The organism is Methylobacterium sp. J-070, assembly GCF_022829385.1.
GTDB lineage: Bacteria > Pseudomonadota > Alphaproteobacteria > Rhizobiales > Beijerinckiaceae > Methylobacterium.
The window spans coordinates 45,434-60,354 of sequence record NZ_JAKSXX010000130.1 but is presented as its reverse complement, the minus strand read 5'-3'; the positions used below and the strand labels follow the sequence as shown (position 1 = coordinate 60,354).

Below are 14,921 nucleotides of genomic sequence, written 5' to 3'. Positions count from 1 at the left end.
CCAGGACCGTGCGGCCGGACGCAGTGGCGAGCGCGATCTCGACGGCGGCGCGCGGGGGAACGGCTCCCCGCGCGCCGCGTCTTCCCGCTGCGCGTCGCCCATCGGGAGGCGCACGGTGCCCCGGGCGACCCGTCGGCACGGGAGACGCTGGAACGGGCCGGAGCCGCCATGTGCAACCTCTACAGCCTGCGCACCGGCCCCGCGGACCTGCGCCGGGCCTTCGGGATCGCGCAGGACCGGACCGGCAACCTGCCGCCGTTGCCGGCGATCTTCCCCGACCAGCTGGCGCCGGTGGTGCTGAACGGGGCGTCCGGCCGCGATCTCGCCATGATGCGCTGGGGCATGCCGGGGCCGAAGGCGTTCGGCGAGCATCCCATCACCAACGTGCGCAACGTCGCGAGCCCGCACTGGCGGCCCTGGCTCGGGGTCACCCATCGCTGCCTCGTGCCGGTCACCGCCTTCAGCGAATACGCCGATGCCAAGCCCCGCAAGATCCCGGTCTGGTTCGCCCTGGACGCAGACCGGCCGCTCTTCGCCTTCGCGGGGATCTGGCGGCCCTGGACGGGCGTGCGGGGGACGAAGCGCGAGAACCCCGACCGGGTCGCGGAGGAGCACCGGCTGTTCTCTTTCCTGACCACGGAGGCGAACGGCGTCGTCGGCCCGGTCCATCCCAAGGCGATGCCGGTCCTGCTCACGAAGCCGGAGGAATGGGCGACGTGGCTCGAAGCGCCCACGGCCGAGGCCCTCCGGCTGCAGCGGCCGCTGCCGGACTCGGAGATGCGGGAGGTGGCCCGGGGGGCCCGGTCGGACGACCCGGAATCGGACGCCGCGGGTTGAGCCGAGCCGGGCTCCCGCGCGGTCAGTCGCTCACGGAATCCGAGGGCCCGCGGGTTCGTGCCCCGATCACCGTCACTGGACCGGGCCGCCGTCCCGGGCCTGCAGCAGCCGCAGGGCTTCCCCGAGCACGGCATGCAGGTCCGCGACACCATGCGGACTGAGGGGCAGGCCGACGCGCTGGCCGTGGATCGTGTCCAGGACGACGACCGCCAGATCCTCGCCGACCAGCAGGTTGGGCTGAGGCAGGCAGAGCGGCAGGACGAAGTCCCCCTCGATCTCGCCGAGGACATCCACGGCCTCCGCGGGGCGGAACGGCGGTTTCGGATCGGTCATCGCCACATGTCCTCCTACGTCTCCCCGACGCCTCAGGGGGCGGCTTCGCCGAAAGGGGTCGGCCCGAGCCGGCATCAGGGCGCGGCCCCCGGACCATCCCGCCGCGCGCGCACCGTGAGCGTGTCGATGTCCAGCGATCCGACCGCCAGGGAATCGACCTGAAGCGCGCCAACCTGCAGGGATCCGACCCGGGCACGGCCCACCGAGAGCCGGCCGATGGCGAAGGCGCCCAGCGCCACCGCGCCGAGGGCCGCGACCCCGATCGCGAGCGCACCCACCGCCGAGGCACCCACGGCGCCGGCGCCGACGGCCCCGGCCCCGAGCGCCGCCGTATCGCGCGACGCAGGCGGACCCGGCCGCGCGCGATCGGCCGCCGATCCCGAAATCCTCGACACGCTCATGCGGGATCCCCTCGCGATCCGACCTTCGGGACGCACCCTATACCCGACGTTAACCGCGTTTTCACGCCGTCCGGGGACGATACCGGCCGGTCCGAAGCGACCGTCCGCGACGCGCCGACCGGCGGGGCAAGCCGCCCCCCCCGTCCGCCGCGATCGCGGGTTCTTGCCGCAAGCCCGGCGGCCCCTTCCGCGAATCCCGTTTCGAAAGGACGCAGCGCGTGCAGCACCTGCTCCCGGCCTTCACGATCTTCGCCTTCGGCTGCCTGCTGATCCAGGCCGGCCGCGCCTATGCCCGGGCGACCACGGTGCTGCTCTCGGCCACCGCGCTGATGCTGAGCCTGACCCTCGGCACCGTGCTCTGCCAGCGGATCGGCCTGCCCACCGGCACGGCCGAGGCCGGGGCCCCGTACGGACCTCCGGTCATCGAGGCCGGTCGCCGGGCCGCTCAGTAGAGCCGCGTCCGGTAGGCGTCGGCGATCATGGCCTCCGCGTCCGGGACGGTCGCGGCCGCGGTCTGGTCGGCGAGGATGCGGCCGAGGCTCGGAAAGGCGCTGCGCCCGACGTGCCGTTCCGGATCCCAGAGTCCCGAGCGGATCATCGCCTTGCCGCAATGGAAGAACGCCTCCCGCACCCGCACGACGAGACCGGCGGCCGGCACCTTGCCCTGTGCGCTCATGCTGTCGAGCAGGTCGGCGTCCTGGGTCATCGCAGCGGTGCCGTTCACCCGCAGGGTCTCGTTGATCCCCGGCACCATGAAGATCAGCCCGACTCCTGGACTCTCCAGCAGGTTGAGGAAGGTGTCGATGCGGTTGTTGCCGCGGCGATCCGGGATCACCAGGGTTCGGGCGTCGGGCACGGCGACGAAGCCCGGGGCGTCGCCCCGCGGGCTCGCATCGACGTTGCCCGACGCGTCCGCGCTCGCCAGCACCAGGAACGGCGACAGCGCGATGAACCGGCGGCCGTAATCGTCGATGTGGTCGAGCACCTTGTGGGCGGCCAGCGGCCCCACGGTGCCGAACTGCGCCCGAAGCTCCGCCGCGTCGCGGATCGTCGATGGCTCGGGGGACTGGCCGTTCATGCGAACCTCCTGGCAGCCCGGCCCGACTGGCGGGCGCGGCCACCCGCCTCAAGCCAGATCAGGGCCAGACGCGGATCGCCACCGGGCGGCGGATCAGATCCCGGTCGGAGGTGATGGCGCAACCCTCGACGCGCAGGCTCGCGTAGGTCAGCAGCGCCGTGTCGCCGACATCGTCGAAATTGCGCCCCCTGGCGTCCGGGTCGAGCAGCGACGGGTAGGCGATGAGCGGGGCGGTCGCCCCGCAGGGATCGTCGTAGAGGGTCGCGCCGTCGACCAGCAGGCGCGGGCTGTCCCAGGTGATGAGGTCGCGGGAGGTCGTCCAGTAGAAGCCCGATCGGGCGAAACCTTCGCCCGCCTTGGCCATGAACACCGCGATCCAGGCGCCCGAGCCGCGGTGCCGGACCACGGCTCCGACCGGCCCCGGGAAGGGGCCCACCGGACGGCAGGTCGCGGGACTCGGGCGCGCCGCCCGGTAGGGATCCGGGAAGGCAGCGGTGAAGCCGGTGCCGGTCCAGGCGCGCCAGCGGGTCGGATCGGCGGGATCGTCGCTGCGGAACAGGCAGACCCCCGCCTCCTGATCGCTGCCGGGCCGGGTCCAGCCCGTGGTCGAGGCGAGAAAGTAGCGCCAGCGCCCGTCCGCCACGATGTTCGACGGGTTGAAGAAGCCCCGGTGCCGGCCCTGGTCGACCTCCTGCCGGAACGGGGCGCCGGCCACCACCACAGGCGGAGTCTGCCGCCTGAAGCTGCGCCCGCCATCCGTCGAGGCGGCGGCCGTGATGGTGTTGTACCAGCAGGCCATGTAGTCGCCCGCCGGGCAGCGGCCGGGATGCTCGTTCGCCTGATACTCGTGGTGCAGGAGGGCGGCGACGCGGCTGCCGTCCTCGGTCCAGGTGGCGGTGATCCAGGAGCGGTCGTCATAGGCCGCCGGATCCGACTTCTCGCCCGAGTCGAGCACCACGGTGCAGTCGAGCTTGAGGTGGTCGAGATCCGGCCCGCGCAGCGCCCGGTTGCGGTAATGCATGCCGAACACCGCCACCGCGCCCGACGCGTCGCGGAAGGCGCGGGCCGGCGCGTCCGGAACGTCGGCGCCGTCGCAGGCGTCGCGGCCCGCCTTGAAGACCAGCGTGGGCGGCCCGACCAGGGTCAGGGCAGACAGGGGCGGCTCGGCGGCGGCCCGGGCCGGGAGGGGTGTCAGGGTTAAGACCGGAAGCACTACCGCGGCAGTGAAGCGCGACGCCCTCCCTCCCCCTTTTGCGGGGGAGGGAAAGCGTGGCGCCATTCCTCGACGACCCGATCCGCCAAACCCATGGTGGTCATCCGGCTGCGTCCCGGCCGCGCCTGGACAAACAGGGCGAGATTCGCTTGAGAACCGTTACAGAGTGCTTGCGTCCCGCGAGCCCCTCCAAGAGTCCCCCATGCTGCTCCTGATCCTCGGGCTGGTGCTGTTCCTCGGCACGCACGCCTTCTCGATGGCCCGCGCCCGGCGCGCCGCGATCGTGGGCCGGATCGGCGAGGGCCGGTTCAAGCTCGGCTACACCGCCCTGTCGCTGCTGGGACTGGTGCTGATCGGGGTCGGCTTCCACGATTACCGGCTCGCCGGCTACATCCCGGTCTGGGATCCGCCGGTCTGGACGCGCCACCTCGCCCTGACCCTGGTCTGGCTCGCCTTCATCTGCCTGGCCGCCGCCTATCTGCCGGGCCATATCCGGGCCAAGGCCAAGCACCCGATGCTGCTTGCCGTGAAGATCTGGGCGACGGCCCATCTCCTGGCCAACGGCGATCTCGGCTCGATGCTGCTGTTCGGCGGCTTCCTCGCCTGGGCGGTGGCGGCCCGGATCAGCGCCAAGCGCCGGGCGCTGCCCCCCGGCGCGGTGGTCGCCCAGCACGGCGGCCCGGCGGCGGCCCCGCAGGGCTGGCGCAACGACATCCTGGCTGTGGCGATCGGCACGGCGGCCTGGTTCGTGTTCGCCCGCTACCTGCACTACCCGGTGATCGGCGTGCCGGTCTGGCCTGGCATGAGCTGACCGGCATGCGCTGATGCGACTCCTGTCGCCAACCCCGCGCCCGTGTGTTAGGCGCGGGGCTCGATTGGGGTACGAGGCGGTCCGCCGGCAGTGGCGGACCTGGGGACGATGGCCGAGAACAACGAGTTCCTCCGCGAGGTCGACGAGGATTACCGCCGCGACCGGATCCTCCAGATCTGGAAGCGCTACAGCGGCATGATCATCGCGCTCGCCGTGCTCCTCGTGGCGGGCGTCGCGGGCTGGCGCTACTGGCAGAACCAGCAGCGCGTGGCCGCCGAGACAGCCTCGGTGCAGTTCGACGACGCCAACCGGCTCGCCCGCGACGGCAAGGTCGCGGAGGCCGACAAGGCCTTCGATGCCCTGGAGGCCCAGGGCCCGGCGGGCTACCGTCTGCTCGCGCGGTTCCGCGCGGCCGCCGAGGCCAGCAAGCGCGACCCGGCCGCGGGTGCGGCGGCGTTCGACACGCTCGCCGGCGACACCAGCCTCGGCGACGGCCTGCGCGACCTCGCGCGCCTGCGCGCCGCGCTGCTGCGCCTCGACGGACCGAACCCGGACCCGGCGCTCGCCAACCTGCAGGGCCTGGCCGCCGGCACGCCGTTCCGTCACACCGCCCGCGAGATGCTGGGGCTCGCCGCCCTGAAGAAGGGCGATTACGAGGAGGCCGGGCGCTGGTTCGACCAGATCGTGGCCGATCCCGACACCCCGCGGAACCTGCGCGAGCGCATCGAGGTCTACGCGGCGATCGTCGCGGGGGGCCCCGTCACGGTGACCGAGGCCAAGCCGGAGCCCGCGGCTCCACCTCCGCCGATCACGCGTTGATCCCTGTACGAACCGTTTAGAGAACGACCATGGACATGCCGACCGTCGCGATCGTCGGACGGCCGAACGTCGGCAAGTCGACCCTGTTCAACCGCCTCGTGGGCAAGAAGCTCGCGCTCGTGGACGATCGCCCGGGCGTCACCCGCGACCGGCGCGAGGGCGACGTCGCGTTCGGCGGCCTCCAGTTCCGGGTGATCGACACCGCCGGCCTCGAAGAGGCGGACGCCGCGACCCTCACCGGCCGGATGCGGATGCAGACCGAGGCGGCGATCCTCGCCGCCGACGTGGTGCTGTTCGTGATCGACGCCCGGGCCGGCGTGCTGCCGGCCGACCAGCCCTTCGCCGAACTGGTGCGCCGGTCCGGCTGCCCGGTGATCCTGATTGCCAACAAGGCCGAGGGCGGCACGGGCCTCGCGGGCGCCTACGAGGCCTTCACCCTCGGGCTCGGCGACCCGATCCCGTTCTCGGCCGAGCACGGCGAGGGCCTGGGCGAGCTGCACGAGGCGCTCAAGGGCGCCCTGCCCCCGCGCGACGACGACGCGGAGGAGGACGAGGACGCCCCCGGCACCCGCCCCCTGAAGGTCGCCATCGTGGGTCGCCCGAATGCCGGCAAGTCGACCCTGATCAACCGCATGCTCGGCGAGGATCGGCTGCTCGTCGGCCCCGAGGCCGGCATCACCCGCGATTCGATCTCCCTGGACTGGGAATGGCGCGGGCGGCGGATCAAGCTGCACGACACCGCCGGGATGCGCCGGCGCGCCCGGATCGACGACAAGCTCGAGAAGCTCGCGGTCTCGGACGGCCTGCGCGCCGTGCGCTTCGCCGAGGTGGTGGTGGTGCTCCTCGATGCGACGATCCCGTTCGAGAAGCAGGACCTCACCATCGTCGACCTCGTGGAGAGCGAGGGCCGTTCCCTGGTGATCGGCCTCAACAAATGGGACTTGGTCGCCGACCAGCCCGGCCTGCTCAAGCAGCTGCGCGAGGATTGCACCCGGCTGCTGCCGCAGGTGCGCGGCGTCGCGGTGGTGCCGCTCTCGGGACTGGCCGGCGACGGCGTCGACAAGCTGATGCAGGCGGTGGTGCAGGCGGCGGAGGTCTGGGACACGCGGATCTCGACCTCGCGCATCAACGACTGGCTGAACGAGGCGACCTCGCGCAACCCGCCCCCGGCGGTGTCGGGCCGGCGGATCAAGATCCGCTACGCCACGCAGGTGAAGAGCCGGCCGCCGCATTTCGCGCTGTTCGGCAACCAGCTCAACGCCCTGCCGAAATCCTACACCCGCTACCTCGTGAACGGCCTGCGCGAGGCGTTCGAGCTGCCGGGCACGCCGATCCGCCTGTCGCTCCGGACCTCGCAGAACCCGTTCGACAAGGGCTGAGGCGGCTCACCGGCGCAGGCCGCGCGGCGGCCTCTCTCCGTCAGCGGGCCGCCGCGGCGATCCAGTCCACGGCCGCCGCCAGGGCGGCGCGCTCGTCCTTTCCTTCGGTGAGCGCCGCCTCGTAGGCCCCGACCTGCCCGTCCGCGCTGGTGCCGTCCGCGACGATCGCCCGGGCGCGGGCGACCTCGACGGTGCAGCCGAGCGCCGCCGCGTCCTCCTCCACCAGGGCGAGCACCGCCTCCAGCACCTCGGGCAGCGGAACCGCCTCGGCCCTGGCCTCGTCGATCAGGGTCGCGCGCACGCCGCCGTGCTGGGCCCGCCACAGATTCTCGGAGGCCAGCGCCCGCGACACGCTGGTGAGCCCGGCATGGAGATCCGGCCGGCGCACGCACAGGCGCACGAGGCAGCGGTACAGGGCGGCGATGCAGAGGGTGTCGTCGAGCCGGGTGCAGGCATCGGCGATGCGCAGCTCCAGGGTCGGGAACTTGATCGACGGGCGCAGGGACCACCACAGGAAGCTCGCATCCGCGATGGCGCCCGAGCGGGTCATGATGTCGACGAACCGCGCGTGCGCGGCGGCATCGGCGAAGAGCTCCGGCAGGCCGGTCCGGGGCAATTCCCCAAAGACGCTGAGCCGGTAGGCCCGCAAGCCCGTCGCCTCGCCCTGCCAGAACGGCGAGGAGGCGGAGAGCGCCAGCAGCAGCGGCTGGAACGGCAGCAGCCGGTTCATCAGGTCGACCCGCGCGTCGGGCTCCGGCACCTCGACATGGACGTGCATGCCGCAGATCAGCGCCCGCCGGGCCGCGATGCCGACATCGGACAGGATGCCCTGATAGCGCGCGCCGTCGGTGGCGGTCTGGCGCGACCAGCGGGCGAGCGGGTGGGTGCCGCAGGCGAGCAGGCTCAGGCCGTTCTCGGCCGCGATGCCGGCGAGTTTCGCCCTCTGGCCGCCGAGATTGTCCCGGGCGGCCTGCGCGTCGGCGAGCGGGGGCGTGCAGACTTCGACCTGCGCGGCCACCAGCTCGCGCCCGGTCTCGGGCAGTTCCGCCTTCACCCGGGCGTGGAAGCCGGCCAAGTCGCCCCGGGGCGTGCCGCGGGTCTCGGCATCGGCGAGGAAGTACTCCTCCTCGATGCCGAAGCGGTAGCTATGGGCGCTCATCTGCGTCTCCGACGGGGCAAGACCTAGAGATAGACGTGGCGCGAGCTGTTTCGACGGCGGCGCTTCGACCTACCCGGATAGGACCGGAACACCGAGAGTGCGCGCGACAGCCGCCATCTTGTCGTCGAAGGGTGCCACTGTCGCCGAAACCCGCCGGCAGAGGGCAATATTGATGGCGTCGGGCGTTCGGAGCGCGATGTCGAGCCGACGCAGGAAGCCGGCAGAGTCGGCGACATCCGACGATCCGAGATCGACACGCTCGGCGACCGCTTCGGTCCGGCGGTCGCGATCGCTGAAGGCTTGCTTCGCGCGTTCGGCAGCGATCTCCTTGGTCCGCACCCGCCGCCCGAGGGCCGAGGCGAATTCCGCCCGGGCGAAGTCGCTGACGATCGGGATCGGCGCCGAGCCCGGAAGAGCGCGTCGGCGCGCGCCGTCAACGGGTCGTCCGTCAACAGGGCGACCAGGACGCTGGCGTCGCGGTAGGTCCTCACCACTCGTCGCGAAGGGTGCTGACCAGTTGCCCGGCATGCTGCGCTGGCGCCCGCACCGGCACGCGCCACAGGGCGAGCCAGTCCAGATCCGCGGCCGTGACCGGGCGTCCGGACCTGCGGATCGGGTTCAGCGTCGCTACCGGTTGCCCGTCGCGCGTGATCACGACACCCTCGCCCGCGAGCGCGCGGTCGATCAGGCCGGTGAGGTTTCGCTCCGCGTCCTGGACGCTGTGCTCGCTCATACCGGATGATAGGAAGCGCACCGGCGCTCTGTCCAGCCGCTCAGCCCGCCCGCAGCGCCCCGCCCACCAGCCACGCCGGGTCGAACCAGCGGTCGGCCTCGCCGTCGTAGGGCAGGCGGGTGATGTCCCAGTTCTGGATGTACCGGGCGTAGACGTTCCACACCGCGATGCCGCCGCCCACGAAGATCCGCCGGCCCGGGTAGCGCTTGAGCACCGCTTCCGGATCCTCGTGGCTGCGGATCACGTCGATGGTGCGGTCCTTGAAGGCGAATTCGGGGACCGAGGCCACGGTCTTCGGCCCGGCGATCAGCACGTGGCCCATGGTCAGCGCGAAGAACCGCGTCACGTCCTCGACGAACAGCGGGTCGGTGTTGCCCTCCCAGGGCAGATGGCCGTTCAGGCCGAGCTGGCCGCGCAGGCCGATCGCGCAGATGCAGCGGACGTCGATCATCGTGAACCCTAAAACCCTGCGGGCTCCGCCCGCGACCCGCCGGGGCCGCAGGCCCCGGACCCCTTCACTCAGGCGTGCGGAAGCTCAGCACCCGGTCGGTGGGGAAATCGTAGAGCTTGCCGGTCTCGGTCCAGTCCGGGGCGGCGAGCCGCACGAAGTGGGGGGCGAGATCCTCGGGCGTCCTGAGGGTCTCGGGGTCCTCGCCCGGCATGGCCGAGCGGCGCATGCCGGTCCGCAGCGGGCCGGGGTTGAGCAGCATCGCCCGGATGGCGGTGGTCTCGTTCTCGGCCGCGTAGGTGCGCACCAGCGCTTCGAGGGCCGCCTTCGAGACCGCGTAGGGTCCCCAATAGGCCCGGCATTTCGAGGCCGCCCCCGAGGAGACGAAGATCGCCCGGCCGGCATCGGACATGCGCAGAAGGGGATCCAGCGAGCGGATCAGCCGCCAGTTGGCGGTGACGTTCACGTCCATCACCTGCCCCCAGACCTTCGGGGTGATGTGGCCGATCGGCATGAGCGCGCCGAGGATGCCGGCATTGCCGACCAGGATGTCGAGGCGTTTCCAGCGCGCGTTGATCGCGGCGCCGAGCCGGTCGATCGCGTCGTAATCCGCGAGATCGAAGGGCACCAGGGTGGCGCTGGAGCCGGCCGCCCGGACGGCGTCGTCCAGCTCCTCCAGGGCCCCGACCGTGCGGGCCACCGCGATCACGTGGGCGCCGGCCCCGGCGAGCGCCAGGGCGGCGGCGCGCCCGATGCCGCGGGATGCGCCGGTGACGACCGCGACGCGGCCTTCCAGGGGTCTCTGAGACTCAGCCATGGACGGGGACCTAGCGCATTTTCACGCGAAGGGTCGAGAAATCCCGGTTTCAAAAGGTCCGTGACCTTTTGCGGGTGCAGGGTGGAACCCTGCGCGGACCGAAGGGCTCCGCCCCAAGACCCGGCCAAAGGGCACAAGCCCTTTGGAAACCCAGGCCGCGTCAGTCCGCCTCGGCCAGCATGGCGAAGCGCTTCGGGCCGGCGATCGAGAGATCGGTCAGGCCGGTCGGGTAGTCGCCCGTGAAGCAATGGTCGGTGTATTGCGGACAGGCGGCGTCCCGGGCCTCCTCGCCCATCGCCCGGTACAGGCCGGGGATCGACAGGAAGGCCAGCGAATCCGCGCCGATATACTTGCGCATGCCTTCGAGGTCATGGGTCGCGGCGAGCAGCTTCTCCCGCTCGGGCGTGTCGATGCCGTAGAAGTCCGGGTAGGTGATCGGCGGCGAGGCAATGCGGAAATGCACCTCGGCGGCGCCGGCCTCGCGCATCATCCGGACGATCTTCACCGAGGTCGTGCCGCGCACGAGGCTGTCGTCCACGAGCACGATGCTCTTGCCCTCGATCGCCGCGCGGTTGGCGGAGTGCTTCATCCGCACGCCGAGTTCCCGCACCGACTGGGTCGGCTGGATGAAGGTCCGGCCGACATAGTGGTTGCGGATGATCCCCATCTCGAACGGGATGCCGGTCTCCTGGGCGAAGCCGAGGGCCGCGGGGACGCCGGAGTCGGGCACCGGCACGACGATGTCGGCGGGGGCGGCGGCCTCCCGGGCGAGTTCCCGGCCGATGGCCTTGCGCACCGCGTAGACGCTCTTGCCGTTCACCACCGAATCCGGCCGGGCGAAATAGATGTACTCGAAGATGCAGGGCCGCATCGGCACGGCGTCGGCGAAGCGGATCGATTCGATCCCCTCCTCGGAGATCACCACGATCTCGCCGTTCTCGATGTCGCGCACGAAGCGGGCGCCGATGATGTCGAGGGCGCAGGTCTCGGAGGCCAGCATGTAGCGGCCGTCGAGTTCGCCGAGCACGAGCGGGCGGATGCCCAGCGGGTCGCGGGCGCCGATCAGCTTCTTGTTGGTCAGCGCCACGATCGCGTAGGCGCCCTGGATCGCCTGCAGGGCGTCGATGAAGCGCTCGATGATCCGCGGCTTCCGGGAGCGGGCCGCGAGGTGGAGGATCACCTCGGTGTCGGAGGTCGACTGGGTGATGGCGCCGTCGCGCACGAGGTCGCGGCGGATCGACAGGGCGTTGGTCAGGTTGCCGTTATGGGCGACCGCCAGGCCGCCGCTGGCGAGCTCGGCGAAGAGGGGCTGGACGTTGCGCAGGATCGTCCCGCCCGTGGTCGAGTAGCGCACGTGGCCGATGGCGGCGCGGCCCTTGAGGCGGGCGATGGTCTCGCCGTCCGAGAAGGAATCGCCGACGAGGCCGGGGCGACGCTCGGAATGGAACACCGACCCGTCGAAGGAGACGATTCCGGCCGCCTCCTGGCCCCGGTGCTGCAGGGCGTGCAGGCCGAGCGCCACGATGGCGGCGGCCTCCGGATGGCCGAAGATGCCGAAGACGCCGCATTCCTCCCGGAGCGTGTCGCCGTCGAGATCGAAATCGGCCTGCGGGTTGGCGACGTGTGACATACTGCGGTCGATCCCTCACGGGTCCCGGCGGCGACGGGCCGGCGCGCCGGTCGTCGCGGATGCAATCCGTTCGTCACCGGAACCGCTATCTAGGCGTTCCGCTCGAACCGGCCTACGGCGAATACCGCAGATCAGCGTCGCGTCGGGGCCGGTGCGGTCTCGGTCCGGCGCTGAGGTGCCGGGTCGGTCTCGGCGGGGGCGTCCGCGGCCTCGTTGGGCGGCGAGACGGCCTTGGGCTTCTTGAACTGCTTCAGGAAGCCTTCCGGGTTCTCGGGGAGCTGGGCCACCAGGGCATCGCCGGACTTCTCCAGCATCGGGCGCGAGCGCGCCTGCGCGGCCCAGTCCGGCACCTTGCCCTGCACCAGCCAGGACAGGAACACCCAGCCGATGACGCAGATCAGGAAGCCGCGGGCCGCCCCGAACAGGAAGCCGAGCGAACGGTCGACCGCGCCGATACGCGAGTCGAGGACGACGTCCGAGATCTTCACCGTGATGATCGACACCACGATCAAGGTACCCAGGAAGATCGCCGCGATGGAGGCGACGAGCGCCACCGTGTCGCTGCTCACGTGCTGCTTCACCGTGGGAAGCAGCATCGGGTAGAGCGTCCAGGCGACGGCGGCGGCCGCCACCCAGGCGACGATCGCCAGCACCTCGCGGGTGACGCCACGCACGGCCGCGAGCAGCGCGGAGACCGCGACGATGCCGAGCACGACGAGATCCAGGACGGTAAACGGCATCGTTGAGCTTTTGAATACCCGAGAGGATCCCGCGATGGCGGTGCGGCTCCTCCGGACCGCGGTGGATTTATACCAAGCCGGACCTCGGCCGTCACCCTGGCGTACGCGCCTGCACCCAGGCCTGTGCCGTCCATGCATCAGCCCCGGGTGGAGACCGGGCCGGACGGGCCTGTCGGCGCAGCATCCGGGACCGCTTTAGCCGAAGCGGGCCACCGAGAACGGGGCGAGGTCCGGCGCCGGTGCCTCGCGGCAGGCGAGCGCGGCCACGATCTCTCCGGTCACCGGACCGAGGGTGAGGCCGAGATGCTGATGGCCGAAGGCGTAGAGGACCCGCGGGTCGGCGGCGCTGCGGCCGATGGCCGGCAGGTAGTCGGGCAAGGTCGGCCGGGACCCGACCCAGGTCTCGAGCGGCCCATCGAACGGCAGGCCGAGGGCCGCGGCATGGGCCGCGAGCCGCGCCCAGGCCCTGGGGTCGGGCGGCGCGTCGGGATGGGTGAATTCGAGGATGCTCGTCGCCCGCAGGCCCGAGAGGAACCGCGTCGCCACCACGGCGCGCTCCGCGAAGACGACCGAGGGCAGGCTCGGGGGCCAGCGGCTGCGGGCCGACTGGATGTGGTAGCCGCGCTCCGCGATGAGCGGCGCGCGATGGCCGAGTTCGCGCAGGAGCGGCGCCGAGCGGACCCCGGCCGCCACCACGATCACGTCGGCCCCGGAACGCCGCGCCTGCGCCACCGTGCAGGCGCGGCGGTCGAGCGTCCCGCCGCCGGCGCGGAGCGCCGCGCGCAGGGCCTCCAGCACGGCGCCGGGATCGGCGACGCTGGCCGATCCCGCAATGCAGACGGCGTCGACCGGGCGCAGGCGGACGACCCCGTCGAGCAGTTCGGCCTCGGCGGCGGTGAGGTCGCGCCACTGCGCCAGCGGGCTCGCGTCCTCGCGCAGGGCCGCGCGGCCGCGCCGGGCCCCCGCCGGGCTCTCCCACGCGACGATGTTGCCCTGCGGACGCAGGAGATCGGGCGCCCCGACCGCGTCGAGGAGACGGCGCCAGGCCGGGAGCGCCTCGGCCAGCAGCGCCCCGAGCGCCTGCCGCCCGCGGGCGAACCGGGCCGGGGCGGCGGCGCGCAGCAGGCGCAGACCGAACGGCAGCCAGTGGCCGATGGCCGCGGGCGGGAAGCTCACCGGGCCGCCCAGGCGCATCAACCGGCCCGGGAGGGTGCGGAGATTCGCCAGGGAGGCGAGCGGCGCGTGCTGCTCCACGGCGATGTGCCCGGCATTGCCGGCCGAGGCCGGCGCCCGCGCCTCCGGCGCATCGTATACGGCCACCCCCAGGCCGCGGGCCTGCAGCGCCAGGGCGACGCTCAGGCCGACGATGCCGCCGCCGATCACCGCGGCGCTGCGCGGGGCGGGCGCGGTCACGCCGCGCCGCCGATGCCGTTCGGGAACGGGTCGGCGGGATCGCGCAGCAGCCGCGCCTCCGCGGTCACCCAGGCGCGGCCGGTGACGCTGGGGAGGATGGTCCCGTCGGGGCCGGCGGCGTAGCGGGCCGTGAAGCGCGTGCCGATCACGCTCTCCTGCACCCAGGGCGCGCCCGGCGCGAGGGCGCCCTCCGCGGCCAGGCAGGCGAGCTTGGCGCTCGTGCCGGTGCCGCAGGGCGAGCGGTCGTAGGCGCCTCCGGGGCAGAGCACGAAGCCGCGCGCGTCCGCGCCGGGCGGGGCCGGACCGCAGATCTCGACGTGGTCGATCTCGCCGCCGTCGCGGCCGGTCACGCCGTCGCGCGCCAGCGCCGCCCGGATCCGCTGCGCCGCCTCCGTGAGGCGGGGGATGTTGGCGGCCGTGATCGCGCAGGGCGCGGACTCCGTCAGGAAGAACCAGTTGCCGCCCCAGGCGACGTCGCCGGTCACCGGGCCGAGGCCCTCGACGGCCACGCGCACAGCCGCACGGTGCCGGTAGCTCGGCACGTTGCCGACCGTCGCCGTGTTGCGGTCGCGCAGATCCACGCCGACGATTCCGACCGGCGTCTCGAATCGATGCGTCCCCGGCGCGAGGCGGCCCAGATGGGCGAGGGTCACGGCGGCCCCGATCGTGCCGTGTCCGCACATGCCGAGGAAGCCGGCATTGTTGAAGAAGATCAGCCCCGCCGCACAATCGGGCGCCGTCGGCTCGCACAGCAGGGCGCCGACCATGGCGTCGTAGCCGCGCGGCTCGTTCAGCACGAAGGTGCGGACGCCGTCGTGTCGCGCGGCGAAGAGGCGCCGCCGCGCGTCGAGCGGTCCGGATCCGAGGTCGGGGCCGCCCGACACGATGAGCCGGGTCGGCTCGCCCTCGGTGTGGGAATCGATGACACGCACCGCCGGTCAGGCCGCCCGGCCCAGGGCCGGCGTCCGGCCCCCCCGCGACCGCGCCGTCGACCCGGCCGGCTTGTCGCCGGGCCGACGGGGAGTCATCAGTGCCGGCACCGTTCCGGCGAAGGGGTTCGCGCCCATGGATGTCCCGCTCGTCGCGGCCGGCCCGGGTCGGCCGATTCGC

Annotated in this window: 18 protein-coding genes; 5 read left to right on the top strand and 13 right to left on the bottom strand. The window is 72.6% G+C overall.

The genetic code is table 11. The features are described from left to right. Window positions 1-168: 168 nt before the first annotated feature. A complete protein-coding gene (locus MKL01_RS13010; protein ID WP_243905642.1) occupies window positions 169-837 on the top strand; it encodes an SOS response-associated peptidase in 669 nt (222 codons plus the stop codon). 72 nt (window positions 838-909) lie between these two features. Here the strand turns inward: MKL01_RS13010 and MKL01_RS13005 are convergent, their stop codons facing one another. Beyond that, complete coding sequence (locus MKL01_RS13005; protein ID WP_243905641.1) at window positions 910-1,170, bottom strand: hypothetical protein; 261 nt, start codon at window positions 1,168-1,170, stop codon at window positions 910-912. 74 nt (window positions 1,171-1,244) lie between these two features. Continuing rightward, window positions 1,245-1,571: a hypothetical protein gene (locus MKL01_RS13000; RefSeq protein ID WP_243905640.1), complete on the bottom strand. Its 327-nt coding sequence runs from the start codon at window positions 1,569-1,571 to the stop codon at window positions 1,245-1,247. Window positions 1,572-1,789: 218 nt separating this feature from the next. Between MKL01_RS13000 and MKL01_RS12995 the strand changes: the two genes are divergently transcribed. Then, window positions 1,790-2,023: a hypothetical protein gene (locus MKL01_RS12995; protein ID WP_243905639.1), complete on the top strand. Its 234-nt coding sequence runs from the start codon at window positions 1,790-1,792 to the stop codon at window positions 2,021-2,023. On the opposite strand, the gene MKL01_RS12990 is transcribed toward MKL01_RS12995, so the two are convergent. After that, window positions 2,017-2,649, bottom strand: a complete 633-nt coding sequence (locus tag MKL01_RS12990; protein ID WP_243905638.1) for a pyridoxamine 5'-phosphate oxidase family protein — start codon at window positions 2,647-2,649, stop codon at window positions 2,017-2,019. The genes MKL01_RS12995 and MKL01_RS12990 overlap by 7 nt on opposite strands. 58 nt (window positions 2,650-2,707) lie before the next feature. After that, the gene (locus MKL01_RS12985; protein WP_409566248.1) at window positions 2,708-3,862 is read right to left on the bottom strand and encodes a hypothetical protein; all 1,155 of its coding nucleotides are present in this window, start codon (window positions 3,860-3,862) and stop codon (window positions 2,708-2,710) included. Between the two features lie 202 nt (window positions 3,863-4,064). Here MKL01_RS12985 and MKL01_RS12980 point away from each other — a divergent pair, with 202 nt between their 5' ends. The 3 genes from MKL01_RS12980 to der all read left to right on the top strand — a co-directional run bounded on the left by MKL01_RS12980 (window position 4,065) and on the right by der (window position 6,871). Further along, a complete protein-coding gene (locus tag MKL01_RS12980) occupies window positions 4,065-4,673 on the top strand; it encodes an NnrU family protein (RefSeq protein WP_243905636.1) in 609 nt (202 codons plus the stop codon). A gap of 108 nt (window positions 4,674-4,781) precedes the next feature. Further along, window positions 4,782-5,492 (top strand): tetratricopeptide repeat protein, encoded by a 711-nt coding sequence (locus MKL01_RS12975; protein WP_243905635.1) that lies wholly within the window; start codon window positions 4,782-4,784, stop codon window positions 5,490-5,492. 29 nt (window positions 5,493-5,521) lie between these two features. Continuing rightward, window positions 5,522-6,871, top strand: a complete 1,350-nt coding sequence (gene der, locus MKL01_RS12970) for a ribosome biogenesis GTPase Der (RefSeq protein WP_243905634.1) — start codon at window positions 5,522-5,524, stop codon at window positions 6,869-6,871. A 40-nt stretch (window positions 6,872-6,911) separates the two neighbouring features. Here der and MKL01_RS12965 read toward each other — a convergent pair whose 3' ends face one another. From MKL01_RS12965 to MKL01_RS12925, 9 genes are all read right to left on the bottom strand, one after another. Continuing rightward, window positions 6,912-8,030 (bottom strand): carboxylate-amine ligase, encoded by a 1,119-nt coding sequence (locus MKL01_RS12965; RefSeq protein ID WP_243905633.1) that lies wholly within the window; start codon window positions 8,028-8,030, stop codon window positions 6,912-6,914. A gap of 69 nt (window positions 8,031-8,099) precedes the next feature. Further along, window positions 8,100-8,369, bottom strand: a complete 270-nt coding sequence (locus MKL01_RS12960) for a hypothetical protein (RefSeq protein WP_243905632.1) — start codon at window positions 8,367-8,369, stop codon at window positions 8,100-8,102. Window positions 8,370-8,517: 148 nt separating this feature from the next. After that, the gene (locus MKL01_RS12955; RefSeq protein ID WP_243905631.1) at window positions 8,518-8,763 is read right to left on the bottom strand and encodes a type II toxin-antitoxin system Phd/YefM family antitoxin; all 246 of its coding nucleotides are present in this window, start codon (window positions 8,761-8,763) and stop codon (window positions 8,518-8,520) included. Between the two features lie 40 nt (window positions 8,764-8,803). Further along, window positions 8,804-9,214: a dihydrofolate reductase gene (locus tag MKL01_RS12950; RefSeq protein ID WP_243905630.1), complete on the bottom strand. Its 411-nt coding sequence runs from the start codon at window positions 9,212-9,214 to the stop codon at window positions 8,804-8,806. A gap of 64 nt (window positions 9,215-9,278) precedes the next feature. Beyond that, the gene (locus tag MKL01_RS12945) at window positions 9,279-10,028 is read right to left on the bottom strand and encodes an SDR family NAD(P)-dependent oxidoreductase (protein WP_243905629.1); all 750 of its coding nucleotides are present in this window, start codon (window positions 10,026-10,028) and stop codon (window positions 9,279-9,281) included. Window positions 10,029-10,188: 160 nt separating this feature from the next. Next, entirely contained in the window at window positions 10,189-11,658 is a 1,470-nt protein-coding gene (purF, locus tag MKL01_RS12940) for an amidophosphoribosyltransferase (RefSeq protein WP_243905628.1), read from the bottom strand. A gap of 131 nt (window positions 11,659-11,789) precedes the next feature. Further along, entirely contained in the window at window positions 11,790-12,398 is a 609-nt protein-coding gene (locus MKL01_RS12935) for a CvpA family protein (protein ID WP_243905627.1), read from the bottom strand. 195 nt (window positions 12,399-12,593) lie between these two features. After that, a complete protein-coding gene (locus MKL01_RS12930) occupies window positions 12,594-13,811 on the bottom strand; it encodes an NAD(P)/FAD-dependent oxidoreductase (protein ID WP_243905626.1) in 1,218 nt (405 codons plus the stop codon). After that, window positions 13,808-14,743 carry a proline racemase family protein gene (locus tag MKL01_RS12925; RefSeq protein WP_243905625.1) on the bottom strand — a complete coding sequence of 312 codons (936 nt, stop codon included), beginning with the start codon at window positions 14,741-14,743 and terminating at the stop codon, window positions 13,808-13,810. The genes MKL01_RS12930 and MKL01_RS12925 overlap by 4 nt, the downstream gene beginning before the upstream one ends. Between the last annotated feature and the right edge of the window lie 178 nt (window positions 14,744-14,921).